Below are 16444 nucleotides of genomic sequence, written 5' to 3'. Positions count from 1 at the left end.
AATAAGTCTGCTGTATTTGGTAAAGTTATGCAATGCTTGCTGGAGAACAAGAGCAGTATTCAAATCCTGTTATTGGTATTGAAATACTGCATTTAAGCTAAAAGTAATACCTTCGGGCTTGTGAAAAAGTTACGTTTAATTCTTTGGCCTTTTGCTGTGGTATACGACGGTATTACTCGTGTACGCAATTTCTTTTTTGCGAATGGAGTTTTTCAGGAGCGGGAATATGACTTTCCGGTGATTGGCGTGGGTAATCTTTCGGTAGGAGGTACCGGGAAAACACCTGTTGTCGAATACCTAATCCGCTTGCTTCAGGATCGCAATCAAATTGCAACGCTGAGTAGGGGTTATGGTCGTAAAACAAAGGGGTATCTGGATGTCTTGCCTGAAAATTCGGCTACAGAAGTAGGAGATGAGCCGCTTCAGTTTGCCCGGAAATTCAATCAGATTCAGGTAGCGGTTTGTGAAAAACGCAGTCTGGGTATTGAACGCTTACGCGAAAAAAATCCGGTTCCCGAAGTTATTTTACTGGATGATGTTTACCAGCATCGTCATGTCAAACCGGGCTTTCTGGTGATGCTTACTGCCTATTCTGATTTGTTTTATAGCGATTTTGTATTGCCTGCCGGAAACCTGCGTGAGTCCAGATCTGGTGCGGCGCGGGCTGATGTTGTTGTGATAACCAAGTGTCCTTTGGAGTTGTCGAAATCTGAGCAGGACAAAATTAAGGGTCGAATAGCGCAGTACACAGAAGCTCCTGTTTATTATGCGGGTATCGCCTACGGTATGCCTGCAGGTGTAGACGGGCAGCTCAGTTGGGACGTTCTTAAAACTGAACCAATTACCGTAGTAACCGGGATTGCAAAACCGAAGCCCTTTATAGATTATCTGGATCGGCTAGGTTTAGATTACGAGCATCTGGAATTTGGAGATCATCACACTTTTAGCCCGGCAGAATTAAAGGCTTTGGATGGTAAAAACAGAATCCTGACTACCGAAAAGGATTATGTGCGATTACATGATAAATTGAATAACGCACAGTTGTATTACCTACCTATTGCAGTGCAATTCCTGGAAAATGCGGAAGCTTTTGATAATTCGGTTTTGCGTTTTACGGAAGGCCATTCCCGTACTTAGAGAATCACATTCTTGCGTTTTAGTGCATTGTGAATTTTGAAGAAGAATTCTTCGACCTTGTAGGGTTTTGGTATGATGTCGTTAAACCCGGCCAGATAAAAGTCGTCAATGTTTTCATCAATAGTTACGGCTGTCAGCGCAAGAATAGGCAGATCTTTGTTGAATTCTCTAATCTTTTGTGTGGCTTCAATACCGCTGATTCCCGGCATGTGAATATCCATCAGCACCAGATCGTAATTTTCAAAACGCACCTTTTCAATCGCAATCTCACCATTATCGGCTACATCGCATTTCATTTCGTTTTTCTCGAGGATCTTGCGGGTGATCATCTGGTTGATCTTATTGTCTTCTACAACAAGAATGTTTCGGCCTTTAAGGGCATCGTAGTCAATTTCGTAAACACGCTCTTCCGGCTCTTTTTTGTTTTGAGTCAGGCCGTATTTAATGTCGAAGAAGAACTTAGATCCTTTACCTAAAGTACTCTCCAGCTCAATCTTACTTTTCTGAAGCGTAAGTAAGCGCTTAACAATAGAAAGCCCCAGGCCGGTACCGCCAAATTTGCGGTTGATTTGTACAGACCCCTGAGTGAAATTCTGGAATATGTCTTTTTGTTTTTTCTTGCTAATTCCCTCGCCGGTATCTTCAACCTCAAAATGTAAATAGGTTTGGGTCTCGTTGCGGCTCAGTTGCTTAATACGCACAAAAATATCACCGTCACGCGTAAATTTGTTTCCGTTACCGATAAGGTTGATGAGGATTTGCGAGATCATTAAAGGATCTCCGATTATTTGATCAGGAATTTCTGAATCGTATTCCAGATGCAATTTATTGCCTTTCTCCTGAGCCGAACGTTCCAGGGCAAATAGCACGTCATCTACGCGTTTCCGCAGATTGAAGGTTGCCTGCTCAACTTCTACCTTATCAGCCTCAAGTTTGTTAAGGTCAAGAATGTTATTTATAAGTGAAAGCAGGTATTCTCCCGAAAATTTTAAAGAATCGAGGTGTTTTTTCTGTTCTTCTGTGGGGTTTTCGCTTAACAGTAAATGGGTAAGCCCGGTCACGGCATACATAGGAGTACGCAGTTCGTGGGTGATAGTAGATAAGAACTGAGCTTTTACTACCGATGCTTTTTCGGCATTTTCCTTGGCGATTACCAGTTCGGCATTTTTAGCCTGTAGTAATTCATTGGCTTTAGCTCTAAGGTTGTTGTTTTTATAAAGCGATAAAGCTAAAAGACATAGAATTGTAAAAAGTGCTATAATTAAAACAGTGGTTATTTTATTTGCCTGTACGCGTTTTGAAACGTCATAATTATGAGGGTTTATATCGGCCATTAAGGCATTGCGGGCAGCAAGATTGCGCGTGCTTGCAAGATCTTCCTGAAAATACAATTGTGCTTTTTGAATGTACTGCTCCAAATATTTTAAGGCATTTTCTGGGTTGCCCATTTTTCGGGAGATGGTGCTCAGCAATCTCAGCGCGTCAGTTTCGATTAGCGGGAAACTGCCTTCTTTACTCAAATTGTAAGCTTCGGTGGCCTCAGCTAAACTTTTATCAAGTTTATTAAGATTATTGTGGCTTCGGGCAATGAGGAGTTTCAGTCTGGCAATACTGTAGTTATTGCGGGAGTCACTGAGCTTAGAGAAAAATTGTAAGGCCCGTTCAAACTCTTTAATAGCTGCATCGTCTTTTTTCTGCTCCTGAAGTATAGCGCCTTTGTACAGGTGTGCCGTAGCTAAGCTTTGCTTGGCATTCTTTTCTCCCGAACTCTCAAAAATAGCAATTGATTGGTCCAGGAATTTTAAAGCTTCAGTCTTATTATTGGTTTTATCGAGAAGTTGGGCATAAGTCAAATAATCTTCTGCCAATTTACCGGACTCCTGTAACTCCTGATGGATCTTGATGGCCTCGTGAATTTCCGGAAAAGCCTTGTCGTATTCGCCCTGCTTCAAATATACATTTGCGAGCAACTGCTGGCTAAGGCCAACACGGCTTTGATTGTTTATCTTACGTGCCAATTGCTTTGCCTCCTGAAATTTCAGAATAGACTTGTCAAACTCTGCCGTGTTGATGGCATTGATGCCCTTTATGAGCAGGGAGTCTACCAGAATCTCTTGTGTAGTCTCCAGATTTTTTGGTTTTTGACCAAAAGAATAGAGGCAGGATAACGTAAAAAGTACAACAACAAAATTTCTGAGGGACAGCATTATTGTGTTCATTAAGCCACTAATATAGACACTTTGGCGAAAATATGGAGAGTTTTGCCTTATATTTTTAAGATATCTTTAGAATGAGATCGATAAGTCTTGAGGAATAACCTGTTTCGTTATCATACCAGCCAATTAGCTTAACCAGATTTCCAATCACCGAAGTCATTTGACCATCAACAATGCACGAGTGTGTATTGCCCACAATGTCAATGGAAACAAGAGGCACGGTGGTATAGTCTAGAATACCTTTTAAATGACCGCGTGAAGCTTTTATAAAAGCTTCATTGATCGCCTCGCTTGTGGTTTCTCTGGCGACATTAAGGGTAACATCGGTTAAAGAGCCGTTAGGAACGGGAACCCGAATGCCGCAACCACCTATGACATCATTTAAATCGGGAAAAATTTTTGTAAGCGCTTTTGCTGCCCCTGTTGTCGTGGGTACAATAGACTGTCCCGCAGCCCGGGCTCTACGGAGATCGTTATGAGGTTGATCGTGCAGGCTTTGATCTGTAGTATACGAATGTACTGTTGAGATATAGGCCTGTTTAATACCGCATAGGTCTTTAACAACCTTGATCATAGGAGCAGCATTGTTAGTGGTGCAACTCGCGTTTGAAATTATACGGTCCTGAGCATTTAAGATGCTGTCATTAACGCCCAAAACCACCGTTTTGATGTGATCGTCAACAGGGGGTACGCTCAGAATGACTTTTTGAGCTCCGGCATCCAGATGCCCCTGTAAATCTTTGAGGGTTTTAAATTTTCCGGTGGCTTCTACGACAATATCAACACCTGCTTTTTTCCAGGCATTTTCCCGGGGACTCTGATTTTGAAATAGCAGAATCGGCTTATTATCAACAAAAAGTTGCTCATTCTCAAAATGGATCTCGGCGTCAAAAATACCGTGTATGCTGTCGTATTTTAAGAGATGCGCTAAGGTAAACCCATCTGCAAGATCATTAACAGCAACTACTTCAATATCCGGATGCTTGTGCACTAGCCTGAAAAGTCTTCTGCCAATGCGCCCAAAACCGTTAATACCGATTTTGATTTTGCCCATAGCTGTAAAATCTAGTTGATGTGTTTTTGAGCCTTATAGGAAGAACGCACCAGGGCGCTGCTTTCTACGTGTCTGAAACCCATTTCAAGGCCAAAGGTCTCGTATTTTTTAAACTGATCTGGTGTGATAAACTGTTTTACCGGAAGGTGTTTTTTGGAAGGCTGAAGGTATTGACCTATGGTGACCACATCTACATCAGCTTCGCGCAAGTCACGCATGGTTTGCAAAACTTCTTCTTCCGTCTCCCCAAGGCCCAGCATAATGCCAGACTTGGTGCGGTTAATACCTTGCTGTTTTAAATATTTAAGGACTCCCAGACTTCGGTCGTACTGCGCCTGAATACGCACTTCGCGAGTAAGTCTTTTTACGGTTTCCATATTGTGGGAAACCACTTCTGGAGCAACTTCAACGATTCGATCTATATTACGCTCGTTACCCTGAAAGTCGGGAATTAGGGTTTCTAAGGTGGTCTGAGGATTCATCCTGCGAATGGCGTTAACCGTTTCGGCCCACATAATTGATCCCATATCCTTCAAATCATCGCGATCTACAGATGTGATAACCGCATGCTTTATACCCATCAACTTAATAGAACGAGCAACTTTTTCAGGCTCTTCCCAGTCCAGGGTATCAGGTCTTCCGGTTTTAACGCCGCAAAATCCACAGGAACGTGTACATACATTCCCCAGGATCATAAAGGTGGCTGTACCCTCACTCCAGCATTCCCCCATATTAGGACAACTCCCTGAGGTGCAAATGGTATGCAAATCGTATTTGTCAACGAGGCTTCGGAGTTCGGTGTATTTTTTTCCGGTAGGTAATTTAACCCGTAACCACTTGGGTTTGGGTTGGCGTACCGGTGCAGTTATCGTTTCACTATTCATGCTCAATTTTTTTGCTTTGCAAAGATACAAACTGCGGACCAATTATAAGTCTTTGTCGTTGAAGCTTGAGCCTGGCCTATAGATTCTGGAATATTAATCTGGGAGATGTGTTAACTATCTTAACATCAATAGCCTGTAAGCGTTAAAGATATAGCAATTAGGAATTCGTTGGGAGAAGTAACCGCCAGATGCTAGTACTTTTACATCAGTATTAAACCTAAAAACAAAGAATCATGAAACGTCTAACAGTACCATTTTTAATTACAGCAATTTTGACAGGGGTATATGGTTTCGGAGGATTCAATTTGTGGGGTACAGAAGCTTCAAGAGTTTTGTTCCTAATCTCTGCAGACCTTTTCGTGGTTTCTTTATTCGCAAAATTCCTTTTCCGAAAAAGAGCCCGTGTCGCCCAACGCGTAGAATCTTAAAATTACATATAACTTTCACCTCTAAATTAAAACTGCTTTAATACAAAGCAGTTTTTTTATTGTCTAAATTGTAGCACAATTCTTGTTGTTCATTTTTGAAACACCTTTTATGCGCGTCTCTTTACTTCTATTTTTATTCGTTTTTACAATTAGTGCCGGTAATGCTCAGGACCAAACCTTTACAAAGGGTATGGTTACCCAAACCGAGGTAAGTAATGATACGCTCAGCTTGCCGTATTCCATTTATTTGCCGGTTAATTATACGGGTCAGGAGCCCTCAAAAGTGCTTTTTGTTTTTGATCCTGATGGGGAAGGCGTAAGAGCAGCTCGCTTATTTACGGCGGCAACAGAGCCTGATGATTTTGTAATTGTTTCCAATAATTTTCCGTTGCCACAGGCATTAGACAGTCTGGATGCCAATGCCAATAAGGCCATCCTGATGATGCGTGATGTGTTTTTAAAAATACCCATCAAGCAAAATGATATTTACCTCACCGGATTACGAAGCGGAGCCCGGGTAGCAAGCGCTCTTTCCTATGTGGTTACCAATGCCTCACGTCTACTGCTGGTTGATGATATGTATTTTGCCAATCGCTTCAGTCGCAGAGCAGGGCGAAATTTGGTAATGGGGCTGGTAGGTCGCTCTTCTCCGAATTACTATCAAATGAGCGACTATTTCTATCTGCTGAATACCTTTAGCAGGGATAATGAATTGTATGCTTACGAAAATACAGGAGAATGGCCTGATGCTGTTCTTTTACGCGTTATGGTCAACAGGCTGAAACACATCAATGATGAGCGTCTTAATAGAGAACAATCCGATAGCGCTTATGCGGTTGATTATTCAAAAGATCTGGAAGCCCTGAAGTCTATAATTGATTCCAGGGAGTACCTTACTGGTTATGACCTTATTCAGGATGCGAAGAGCGACTACCGCGGGTATGTTGACCTTGATCCCATTCGTGATTTGCAACGCAGTGTAAGACGTTCAGACGCTTACAAACAGGCACGAAGAAATGATCGTTCCGGGAATATTGAAGAGCAACTTTTACTGGAGGACATTGATTATTTTCTGGATGAAGATTTTGCAATGGCCAATTTTGAAAACCTGGGTTATTGGGATGAGCGCATACGGCAGTTTGAAGCGGCATCAAAAAATAGCAGCAAGCCCAAAGAACAACAGGTGGCAAAACGTATTCTGGGATTCATCGATTATAAAATTGAAGATTTTCTATTTCTGAATACTCAAAGATTGATTCCGCAGCGCATATTTGTGAATGTATTGAATACAATACTACATCCTGAGGAACCCAAATCCTATCTAGACATTATCAGCCTTTCTGCTCAGGATCAGGATTACAATACAGCTTTCTTTTATCTGGAAGAATTATTAAAGCAGGGTTATGAGGATTACGAAAGTCTTTACGAAATCCCCAATACCGAGTTGCTTAAAATTAAGCCGACCTACAATGAGCTCATAAAAAGCTATCTGGGTAAGGCTAAATTTTAGAGAGCGCACTGCCTGCTTCTACTTCCAGTTTGTTTTTAATGTAATACAACAGAGCGATTGCTACAAGACATAGGCCGGCCATAACCAGCCAGGTTATTTCGTACCCAAAACCGTTTACAAGTTGCATTCCTGAATTGTGCCCAAATATGTGCGAAAGCGAAAATGACATGCTGTACAATCCCATATAGGCACCCTGACGGCCCAATTTTGCCCGGCGCAGCGCAAATGCATTTCCAAATGGGAATGCAATCATTTCGCCCAAAGTTGCCACAGCCATTCCTACAATGAGAATTCCTGCCCAAGAATTGATAAAAAACGCGCCGAAGCTTAAGCCGGTAAGCAACAAGCCCAGAATCACATTAGTTACCTGTGACCACTTTTTACCTTCCATAAATGCGATAAGGGGCATTTCAAAAATGAAAATCAGCAATCCATTCATTCCTAAAAGCAGTCCTATTTGAGATTCTGTCAAGTCTCTGACCTCTTTATAATAGAGGGGTACAGTTGAAAAATACTGAACGAAGACCACTCCAAATAAGGCCAAAGCGATCAGGAACAGCACATAAAGATGATCTTTATAAGGTGAAAGCGGAGATGCTATTAAAACCTCCTGATCTGTCTCTTTAGCTTTTTTAGGATTCAGGGTCTGGAATAAAAGCAAGCCTGCCAAAATACAGGTGATACCATCTACCCAGAATAAGCCAAAATAGCCAATACTTGCAATAATGAGTCCGCCAATGGCCGGCCCGGCTGAAAATCCCAGGTTGATGGCCAGTCTGATTAGCGTTAGGGAACGGGTTTTATTCTCAGGTTTGCTGTAAGCGCTAAGCGCGACAAAAAAGGCCGGTCTTGACATGTCGGCGATGGCAATAAGCAGAAAAAACCCAAGGCATATTGGCCAAAAGCCTGTAATAAATTGAAGGAAAAAAAATCCCAGCCCGGTGCCCAGCAAACTGAATAAAATGGTCTTATAGTAACCCAAACTGTCTGAAAGCTTACCGCCCAGCCAGGAGCCAAAAAGCGAACCGAAACCGAAACAGGTCATCACCCAGCCTACATCGCTGAGGCTAAATTTAAGATCATCTCGTAAATAAAGCGATAGAAAAGGAATCACCATGGCACCGGCTCTGTTTACAAAAGTGATGAGCGCCAGCCACCAAACCTCTTTAGAGAGGCCTCTAAAGGTATTCAGGTATGCGTTGAAAAGGGTTTTCATGGGTTCGTTTTGGTTGTTGGAAATAAAAAAAAGTCTGGCGATGGGCCAGACTTTAGAAGTGATATATAGAAACGTTTAAGTATCAACACAACAAAGCCGGCGGGGTCTTAGAGACCTTCAGTTGACGATAGGATGTGAAGAAAATGGTCATTTTAGTTTAGTTTGGCAGCAGTACCTGCTACGTTATACATTCAAAGCTAATCAAAAGATTGAATTTTAAGCCTTGAGTGGTTCATTTTTTTCTCAGAAAGCTTTGGTGAGCCACATTCCTGCAAAGACGGCAGCAAAACCAAGAATCAAACTGGTCAGCGTATAAATGGCAAAGGTGATGAAGTCCCCGCTTTTAAGCATCAGGTGATTTTCGTAAGCAAAAGTTGAGAATGTAGTAAAGCCGCCACAGAATCCGGTAGCCAGGAGTAAGGTACTGTTAGCGCTGAGGCTGTTGTTTTTAAATGCCCACCCCAGAATCAAACCTATTAAAAGACTCCCCAGGATATTAGCGGCAAAAGTACCGTAAGGAATTCCGTTTTGCGAGGTGTTAAGCCAGCGACTCAGTACATAACGTAGGGTACTGCCGGCACCTCCACCTAAAAAAACGAGGAGCAATTGCTTCATAACAGTTCATTCTCGGGCTCAGCTATTTGAACCGGAATATACAATTCGGTAATCCAGGTGGCCGGGTTAGGATCTTCTTCAGCACCTTTTACATAAACTTCAAAAATAGCTGATCCTTCTACCTGATTGTAGCCAGTTTGCGAAAGGTAGTCTTCCGTTTTCTTCCAGGCCTCTTTAAGATAAGTCAGGTCGCCCGTGAGCGTGGTTTTTATGACGGTGTACGAAGGCATAAAACCACATAAAATGGCACTGTCTTCAGGGACAACAATTCGTGAGGTTGTAGGTATTCCGCCAGAGATGATTGCGCTGTTTGTTGAAGTGTCTCTCGCATTATAAAGCGTAAGAGGTTTGCCGCTGATGGTGATGTTATTACCTTCCATAAAACTTCGTACCTGAGGAAGCAATTCGTTTACTTTATCAGTTACGTTTTCTAAAGTTGTTGAAGTAGTCGTGTACATATAAAAGCCACCGCTATACTGCGTAAGACCATCTACTTTAATGGTATACGCTTTCATAGCTTCAACTACTTCCTGATTCAGATTATCAAGACCCAATTGATACATTTTGCGCATTTCACCATCAAAGTCATAACCGGTTAACGTAAAATAAGCTTTATCGGTAAGGGTGTGCTCGCCGCGTATTCCCCAGGTGACCTCGGTTCCTTTTTCTACCTCCTGAAATTGCCAAAACACTTCTGCCTCGCGTTCACCTGCGGGAGTGATAAAAGTGATTTGCTGCTCAATGCGCTGGTTTGGGATTACCTGTGTGGTGCGCATAGATCCGTCAACTTCTTTGCCATTCCACGAATAACTGGCACCTTCGCCACTCGTTTTCTCAGGGTAATTGAATACCATTGTGGGATCTTCCTGCTTCCAGGGCCCCCATTCTTCCCAGGTTTTGTAGTCATTTACCTCATCAAAGACGAGACTCAAGGGAGCTTCAATCACTTTACTTTCTGAAATATCATAAGTGCCGTCTTTGGTTGCAAAGTAGATGGCGCCTGCGATAAAAAGTATCAGCAGTAAAAAGAAGAGGTATTTTAGAATTTTCATAATAAAGGGGGAAGGTTATACTGCTAATTTAACACTTTGGTCTAGAATAACACAGTATTGGCGATATCAAAGTAAGAATTATTCTTTCAGGTAGAGTTTTATTCCGAAGAGAATCAAAACAAATGCGATAAAACCTACTAACACCCAAAAACTGCCTTTGTATTCTTTGCGGTGCAGCTTTCGGTCTTTCTTATAACTGAAACTCACAAAAATGACGAAGGCTATAAAAAACAGAATGGCAAAAATGATCTGACCGGTGCTAAACATTATGAGTATTTTTGGGCAAAATTAAGCCATAACAAACAGAAAACGATAGTACTTTATCTGACAAAGACCTGTTTTTTGGTTATTTACACGGTAAAGTTTCAACCTTTAAAACAAAACAATGAAAAAAAGATTGGCAGCAGTACACGAATTTCACACCGCATTTGGATTAGGTATCCAAGAAAAGCCCACGGCAGATTTAGGCAAAGCCAAAAATCAACTCCGGTTTGAGTTGATGCGCGAAGAAAACGAAGAATACCTGGAGGCCGCTAATAATAACGATCTGACTGAAGTCGCAGATGCTCTGGGCGATATGCTTTACATTCTTTGCGGAACTATTCTCGAGCACGGAATGCAGCATAAGATCGAGGAAGTTTTTGATGAAATTCAGCGCAGCAATATGAGTAAGCTGGGTGCCGATGGTAAACCCATTTACCGCGAAGACGGCAAAGTACTTAAAGGCCCTTCCTATTTTAAACCGAATATTGCCGACATCCTGGCTAAATAAGTGAATTTTTTGGCGTTGCTAAATGCAAGAAACTATCGCGGTTTGTCTAAGAACATTCAACGCATCACAACAAATGCCTCGTGGGCTTGACGCGAGGTACGTTATTCCCGTTTTTATAAGCTAAATTCGCAGCCTATGAGCGCAATCAATTATGTTTCGGTAGAATCTATTTCTAAAGCCTTCGGCGAAAGGGTTCTGTTTAAAGATTTGTCTTTTGGTATTAATGAAGGCCAAAAAATAGGCCTGGTCGCCAAAAACGGGACCGGAAAAACCTCTATGCTTGATATTTTGGCAGGTGCCGAAAACCCCGATAGTGGTCAGGTGATTTTCCGTAAGGGCATCAAGGTGGCCTTTTTACCACAGGAGCCTAATCTGGATCCCAATCTTACGGTGGAAGAAACCATTTTAGATAGCGATAATGAAATCCTGAAAGTGATTTCGGCCTACGAGCACGCGCTTCAAAATATGGAAGATTCGGAAGCCTATCAAAAAGCTTTTGATCAGATGGAAGCGCATCAGGCCTGGGATTTTGAGACCCAATACACGCAGATTTTATTTCAGTTGAAGCTAGACGATCTGAGCCGGAAAGTTGAAAAACTAAGCGGTGGTCAAAAGAAACGTCTGGCTCTGGCCAATATGCTGCTCAGCAAACCCGATTTGCTGATTCTAGATGAGCCTACCAACCACCTCGATTTGGAAATGATTGAGTGGCTCGAAGCTTTTTTCGCCAAAGAAAACTTTACCCTTTTTATGGTTACGCACGACCGCTATTTTCTGGAACGCGTGTGTAATGAAATCATCGAGCTTGATGAAGGGCAGCTGTACAGCTACAAAGGCAATTACGCCTATTACCTCGAAAAACGGGATGCGCGTATCGCCAATGAGGAAACCGAAACCGGAAAAGCCAAGCAGCTTTTTAAAAAGGAACTCGAGTGGATGCGCCGTCAGCCCAAGGCGCGTACGACCAAATCAAAATCACGAATAGACGATTTTGCCGAAATCAAAGATCGTGCTTCCAAACGCCGTAACGATCACGAGGTACAACTCGAACTCAATATGGAGCGTTTGGGTAGCAAGATTGTAGAGCTGCACAAAGTCTCAAAATCCTTTAAAGACCGGGTAATCCTCGACAAGTTTGACTACAACTTTCAGCGTGGCGAACGCATTGGGATCATTGGTAAAAACGGAACCGGAAAATCTACCTTCTTAAATATTCTTACCGGGCAAATGCAACCCGATGGGGGTAAGATTGTGATTGGCGAAACCATTCAGTTTGGCTATTACACCCAGAAGGGGATCGAGATCAAACCGGGGCAAAAAGTAATTGAAGTTATTAAAGAATTTGGGGAGTACATTCCGCTTAAAAAAGGCAGACAGATTTCTGCCGGGCAGTTGTTGGAGCGCTTTTTATTCGATCGTAAAAAGCAATACGATTTTGTTGAAAAACTGAGCGGAGGAGAGCGTAAGCGGTTGTACCTCTGTACCGTTTTGATTCAGAATCCCAACTTTTTGATTCTCGATGAGCCCACGAACGATTTGGATATCGTAACGCTTAATGTGTTGGAGAGCTTTTTGCTCGACTTTCCCGGCTGTTTGCTTGTAGTGTCTCACGACCGCTACTTTATGGATAAAATTGTAGATCACCTTTTTGTTTTTAGAGGGCAGGGCGAAGTAGAAGACTTCCCGGGTAACTATTCTGATTTCAGGGCTTACGATTCGGGACCGGCGGTGGTTCAGGAAGAAGAAAAGAAACCGGAAGCAGCTAAAGAAACCAACAAAGACAATTGGAAAACCCAGAACAATACCCTTTCCTATAACGAGCAAAAGGAGTACAACCGTCTGGAGCGCGACATCGCCAAACTGGAAAAGGAAAAAGTGGCTAAAGAAGCCGAATTTCTAAATCCCGATTTGTCTGGCGACGAAATCAACAAGCGATCCATCGAGTTGCAGGGAATTCAGGATAAAATTGACGAGTTTACCGAGCGCTGGTTTGAACTGGGTGCTAAGATGGAAGGGTGAAAGGAAAGTAGTAAGTAAAAAGTATTCTTTACGATTCAACGTTTCAACGCTTCAACCTTATTTAGAGCTTAGAAATACGAAATACGAAATACGAAATACGAAATATTTCTTTAGAGAACAGAGAACAGAGAACAGAGAACAGAGAACAGAGAACAGAGAACAGAGAACAGAGAACAGAGAACAGCGCATGTGGTACATCCCTAAAGCATATTTAAAATTTCTGCGGAAGGCGACCAACCAGCATGGGGTGCATTCGCCTTTTGTTTATGCTTTTGTGACTCAATGTTTGTACGACCGTAAGTCAAAAGATTACTATCAAAAGCTGAAGCAGTACCGCCGGGATTTGCTGAGCACTTCAGAAGTAATCGAGGTAACCGATTTTGGCGCCGGTTCCCGGGTCTTTAAAAGCAATACCCGGGCAGTAAAGGATATTGCCAAACACGCCGGGGCTACTTTAAAACGTATGAAGTTGCTGTACAGGGTGGTGTCGTATTTCAAACCCAAAACAATTCTCGAGTTGGGTACTTCACTGGGTTTGGCGACTTCAGCTTTGGCATTACCCAAAAACGGAAAGGTAACTTCCCTTGAAGGCTGTCTGCAAACTGCAGATGTGGCCCGGAAAGCCTTAAGCACAGGGAAAATTGATGCTGTTGAAATCCTGACCGGAGATTTTGCTGAGACAATCAAGCACCAAAAAAACAGGAATTTCGATCTGATTTACTTTGACGGCAATCACAGTAAAGAAGCGACGCTGGCCTATTTCGAAGCATTACTGCCTACCGCGCACAACGATAGCATCTGGATTTTTGATGATATCTATTGGTCTGAAGGAATGACCGAAGCCTGGGAACATATTAAACAACATCCCAAAGTTCGGGTGACGGTAGATTGTTTCTGGCTGGGGTTTGTGTTTTTCAGAGCAGAGCAGGCTAAAGAACATTTTAAGATTCGCTTGTAAATTTTGTAACTCAATCGGTTATCTTGCTACATATATGCCGTACCAGCAATTTTTAATACGTTCTATTTTATGAGCAGCCTTATCGACATTACAAACATTAAGCGGGACTTTCCTTTAGGAAACGAAATTGTTCACGTACTTAAAGGTATTGATCTTCAAATCGAAAAAGGAGAGTACGTTGCGATAATGGGGCCGTCAGGATCGGGGAAATCTACATTGATGAATCTGTTGGGTTGTTTGGACACGCCTACTTCCGGCAGATATGTGCTCAACAATCGGGATGTGAGTTCGATGACCGATGATGAACTCGCTGAGGTGCGTAACAAAGAAATTGGCTTTGTGTTTCAAACCTTTAATCTGCTGCCGCGTACTACGGCTTTGGATAATGTCGCGCTGCCTATGGTCTATGCAGGCTATTCAAAAACGGAGCGTCACGAGCGGGCAAAAGAGGTTTTAGCCGATGTAGGCCTGGCAGATCGTATGGATCACAAGCCTAACCAACTCTCCGGAGGTCAGCGTCAACGGGTTGCCGTAGGCCGGGCCTTGGTCAATAAACCGTCGATTATCCTGGCAGATGAGCCCACCGGTAACCTGGATTCCAAAACCTCCGTAGAGATCATGAGCTTGTTTGACGCCATTCACGCAGCAGGAAATACGGTTATTCTCGTTACTCACGAAGAAGACATCGCCGAACATGCGCACCGGGTAATCCGCTTGCGGGATGGTTTGATAGAGAGTGATGTGCGTAAGAGTTTGGTGGGTTAGCCGGTTTATTGCTATTATTATTATTATTATTTATTGGAACTCGGGTTGGAGTTAAATTTTAGTTTTTAAGGACTTTACGCTCTTCGCTTTGTTCTTTAGTCTTACATCTCAAGTCTCAAATCTCCCGACGAGGTTATTTAAAGATTATGAAATATGCCTGTAGATGGAACATCTGGAAGGTTTAGTGCGCATAACCAAAGGTTTAAAGAATTACGTCGCAAAAAACTGGAGCGCCGGGAAGAAAAGCTTTTACAAAATTCGCTGAAAAATTCCGGGCAGCCCAAACCATCTACAAAAGAGCCTATCGATCCGACTAAGCTGGCAGAGCTGAAAGTTGAAATCAAGAAGAAGGCTCAAAAGCAGCTCCTAAAGGAGTTTTATCTTGTTCTCCTTTCTATAGTTTTAGTAGTACTATTTTATTACCTCTTCCTGTCTTAAGTTCAATTTCTGAAAGATGCAGGATAAATGAGTAACTTCTTTGTTCTCTGCTCTCTATTCTTTAGTCTTACTTCTAAAGTCTCATATCTCAAATCTCAAATCTAACGTCACACATCTATCCCCCAATTGCCAAAACTTATCAAAAGCCGTTCGATAGCTTTTTGTGAATGCTTATTTTTGGTCAAAAGAGTTAGATATGAAAGCAGTTGTTTCCCCGGCAAAATCACTGAATTACGAAGACAAATTGCCCACCACACGGGCGACGCAGCCTCAGTTTCTCGAAGAGGCCGAAACCCTGAATAAAAAATTAGAGCGCAAGACTAAAGCCGAGATTTCAGAGCTCATGAGCATCAGCGACAAGCTGGCTGATCTTAACTACCAGCGTTATAAAGAGTTTAATACCCCGTTTACCAAAGACAATGCACGCCCGGCGGTTTATGCTTTTGATGGGGATGTGTACACTGGTCTTGATGCCTACACCATTCCAACCGAAAAGCTGGATAAACTTCAGGATACGCTACGCATTCTCAGCGGACTTTACGGTGTGTTGAAACCGCTGGACCTGATACAGCCTTATCGTCTCGAAATGGGCACGAAATTGAAAAGCGGTCGAACCGAAGACCTGTACGAGTTTTGGGGCGAAAAAATCACGGATGCTTTAAACAAAGAACTTAAAGACGATGAGCTGTTTTTGAATCTCGCGAGTCAGGAATATTTTAAATCGGTTAAGCCTGAAAAACTTAAAGTGCCGGTGATTACTCCGGTTTTTAAAGACTATAAAAACGGAAAGCTCAAAATCATTTCCTTTTACGCGAAAAAAGCCCGTGGCTCTATGGTTCGCTACATTATAGATAAGGATGTGCAAACCATAGAAGACCTGAAGGGCTTTGATTATGACGGGTACGGCTTTAGCGAGCAGTACTCTGATCTAGATAAAAACGAACTTGTTTTTGTTCGTTAAGATTTAGGGCTTTTAATCTGCTAAACTTTTATCTGAGGTCGCTTTGCCGGCCTCTTTTGTTTTGGTAGCCGTTTGTTTCGTAGGAACATCAGCAGTAGTCGCCGGATTCTTCTTTCCCTTTTTTGGTCTTAGCTTACCGTAAGTGCCCCGGTGTATTTTTCCGCGTTTGGTTTTTTGATCTCCTTTTCCCATTGGACTTTAATTTTTTGATTAGTAGTACCTTCAAAATAAGAAATCAAGCCCGAAAGCGCAAATGTTCTTCAATTGGGAATTCAGAATGCAGAATTAGGAGTATAACTTTTTTTATTTTTTTAATAACCCAATAACCCAATAACCCACTAATCAGTTATGAATTAAGAATTCAGAATTCAGAATTCAGAATTTCACAGTGTACGTCCCTGATATAGGTTGACCACTTA

16 protein-coding genes are annotated in these 16444 nt (G+C 42.4%); 8 read left to right on the top strand and 8 right to left on the bottom strand.

Annotation, left to right across the window (positions count from 1 at the left end; genetic code table 11):
• Positions 1 to 120 precede the first annotated feature (120 nt).
• Positions 121 to 1137 carry a tetraacyldisaccharide 4'-kinase gene (gene lpxK / locus CJ305_RS17035; RefSeq protein WP_099647507.1) on the top strand — a complete coding sequence of 339 codons (1017 nt, stop codon included), beginning with the start codon at positions 121 to 123 and terminating at the stop codon, positions 1135 to 1137.
• Here lpxK and CJ305_RS17030 read toward each other — a convergent pair.
• Genes CJ305_RS17030 through lipA form a run of 3 tightly spaced genes read right to left on the bottom strand, consistent with a single transcriptional unit; the run spans position 1134 to position 5291 of the window.
• A complete protein-coding gene (locus tag CJ305_RS17030; RefSeq protein ID WP_223248912.1) occupies positions 1134 to 3356 on the bottom strand; it encodes a tetratricopeptide repeat-containing hybrid sensor histidine kinase/response regulator in 2223 nt (740 codons plus the stop codon). The two genes, lpxK and CJ305_RS17030, sit on opposite strands and share 4 nt — an antisense overlap.
• Before the next feature lie 55 nt (positions 3357 to 3411).
• Positions 3412 to 4407: a type I glyceraldehyde-3-phosphate dehydrogenase gene (gene gap, locus CJ305_RS17025; protein WP_099647505.1), complete on the bottom strand. Its 996-nt coding sequence runs from the start codon at positions 4405 to 4407 to the stop codon at positions 3412 to 3414.
• Positions 4408 to 4418: 11 nt separating this feature from the next.
• On the bottom strand, positions 4419 to 5291 hold the full coding sequence (gene lipA / locus CJ305_RS17020) for a lipoyl synthase (RefSeq protein ID WP_099647504.1): 873 nt from the start codon (positions 5289 to 5291) through the stop codon (positions 4419 to 4421).
• A 537-nt stretch (positions 5292 to 5828) separates the two neighbouring features.
• Here lipA and CJ305_RS17010 point away from each other — a divergent pair.
• On the top strand, positions 5829 to 7229 hold the full coding sequence (locus CJ305_RS17010; RefSeq protein WP_143469409.1) for a hypothetical protein: 1401 nt from the start codon (positions 5829 to 5831) through the stop codon (positions 7227 to 7229).
• Here CJ305_RS17010 and CJ305_RS17005 read toward each other — a convergent pair.
• The 4 genes from CJ305_RS17005 to CJ305_RS16990 all read right to left on the bottom strand — a co-directional run bounded on the left by CJ305_RS17005 (position 7219) and on the right by CJ305_RS16990 (position 10379).
• Complete coding sequence (locus CJ305_RS17005) at positions 7219 to 8445, bottom strand: MDR family MFS transporter (protein ID WP_099647501.1); 1227 nt, start codon at positions 8443 to 8445, stop codon at positions 7219 to 7221. The two genes, CJ305_RS17010 and CJ305_RS17005, sit on opposite strands and share 11 nt — an antisense overlap.
• A 243-nt stretch (positions 8446 to 8688) precedes the next feature.
• The gene (crcB, locus tag CJ305_RS17000) at positions 8689 to 9060 is read right to left on the bottom strand and encodes a fluoride efflux transporter CrcB (RefSeq protein WP_099647500.1); all 372 of its coding nucleotides are present in this window, start codon (positions 9058 to 9060) and stop codon (positions 8689 to 8691) included.
• Positions 9057 to 10112, bottom strand: coding sequence for an SRPBCC family protein (locus CJ305_RS16995; RefSeq protein ID WP_099647499.1), 1056 nt, complete (start codon positions 10110 to 10112; stop codon positions 9057 to 9059). The genes crcB and CJ305_RS16995 overlap by 4 nt, the downstream gene beginning before the upstream one ends.
• A 78-nt stretch (positions 10113 to 10190) precedes the next feature.
• Positions 10191 to 10379, bottom strand: coding sequence for a hypothetical protein (locus tag CJ305_RS16990; RefSeq protein WP_099647498.1), 189 nt, complete (start codon positions 10377 to 10379; stop codon positions 10191 to 10193).
• 118 nt (positions 10380 to 10497) lie between these two features.
• On the opposite strand from CJ305_RS16990, the gene CJ305_RS16985 reads away from it, so the two are divergent.
• From CJ305_RS16985 to yaaA, 6 genes are all read left to right on the top strand, one after another.
• Positions 10498 to 10884, top strand: coding sequence for a pyrophosphohydrolase domain-containing protein (locus CJ305_RS16985; protein WP_099647497.1), 387 nt, complete (start codon positions 10498 to 10500; stop codon positions 10882 to 10884).
• A gap of 144 nt (positions 10885 to 11028) precedes the next feature.
• Positions 11029 to 12903, top strand: a complete 1875-nt coding sequence (locus CJ305_RS16980; RefSeq protein WP_099647545.1) for an ABC-F family ATP-binding cassette domain-containing protein — start codon at positions 11029 to 11031, stop codon at positions 12901 to 12903.
• A gap of 187 nt (positions 12904 to 13090) precedes the next feature.
• On the top strand, positions 13091 to 13861 hold the full coding sequence (locus CJ305_RS16975; protein ID WP_099647544.1) for an O-methyltransferase: 771 nt from the start codon (positions 13091 to 13093) through the stop codon (positions 13859 to 13861).
• 69 nt (positions 13862 to 13930) lie between these two features.
• Positions 13931 to 14626, top strand: coding sequence for an ABC transporter ATP-binding protein (locus tag CJ305_RS16970; protein ID WP_099647496.1), 696 nt, complete (start codon positions 13931 to 13933; stop codon positions 14624 to 14626).
• Between the two features lie 153 nt (positions 14627 to 14779).
• On the top strand, positions 14780 to 15064 hold the full coding sequence (locus CJ305_RS16965; RefSeq protein WP_099647495.1) for a hypothetical protein: 285 nt from the start codon (positions 14780 to 14782) through the stop codon (positions 15062 to 15064).
• A 196-nt stretch (positions 15065 to 15260) separates the two neighbouring features.
• A complete protein-coding gene (gene yaaA, locus CJ305_RS16960) occupies positions 15261 to 16025 on the top strand; it encodes a peroxide stress protein YaaA (protein ID WP_099647494.1) in 765 nt (254 codons plus the stop codon).
• A 12-nt stretch (positions 16026 to 16037) separates the two neighbouring features.
• Here yaaA and CJ305_RS19840 read toward each other — a convergent pair whose 3' ends face one another.
• Complete coding sequence (locus tag CJ305_RS19840) at positions 16038 to 16217, bottom strand: 30S ribosomal protein THX (protein ID WP_099647493.1); 180 nt, start codon at positions 16215 to 16217, stop codon at positions 16038 to 16040.
• Positions 16218 to 16444 lie beyond the last annotated feature (227 nt).

The sequence above is a fragment of the Leeuwenhoekiella nanhaiensis genome (genome assembly GCF_002744755.1).
Classification (GTDB): domain Bacteria; phylum Bacteroidota; class Bacteroidia; order Flavobacteriales; family Flavobacteriaceae; genus Leeuwenhoekiella; species Leeuwenhoekiella nanhaiensis.
The sequence above is the reverse complement of the archived record's forward strand: the minus strand, read 5'-3'. Positions and strand labels throughout refer to the sequence as shown.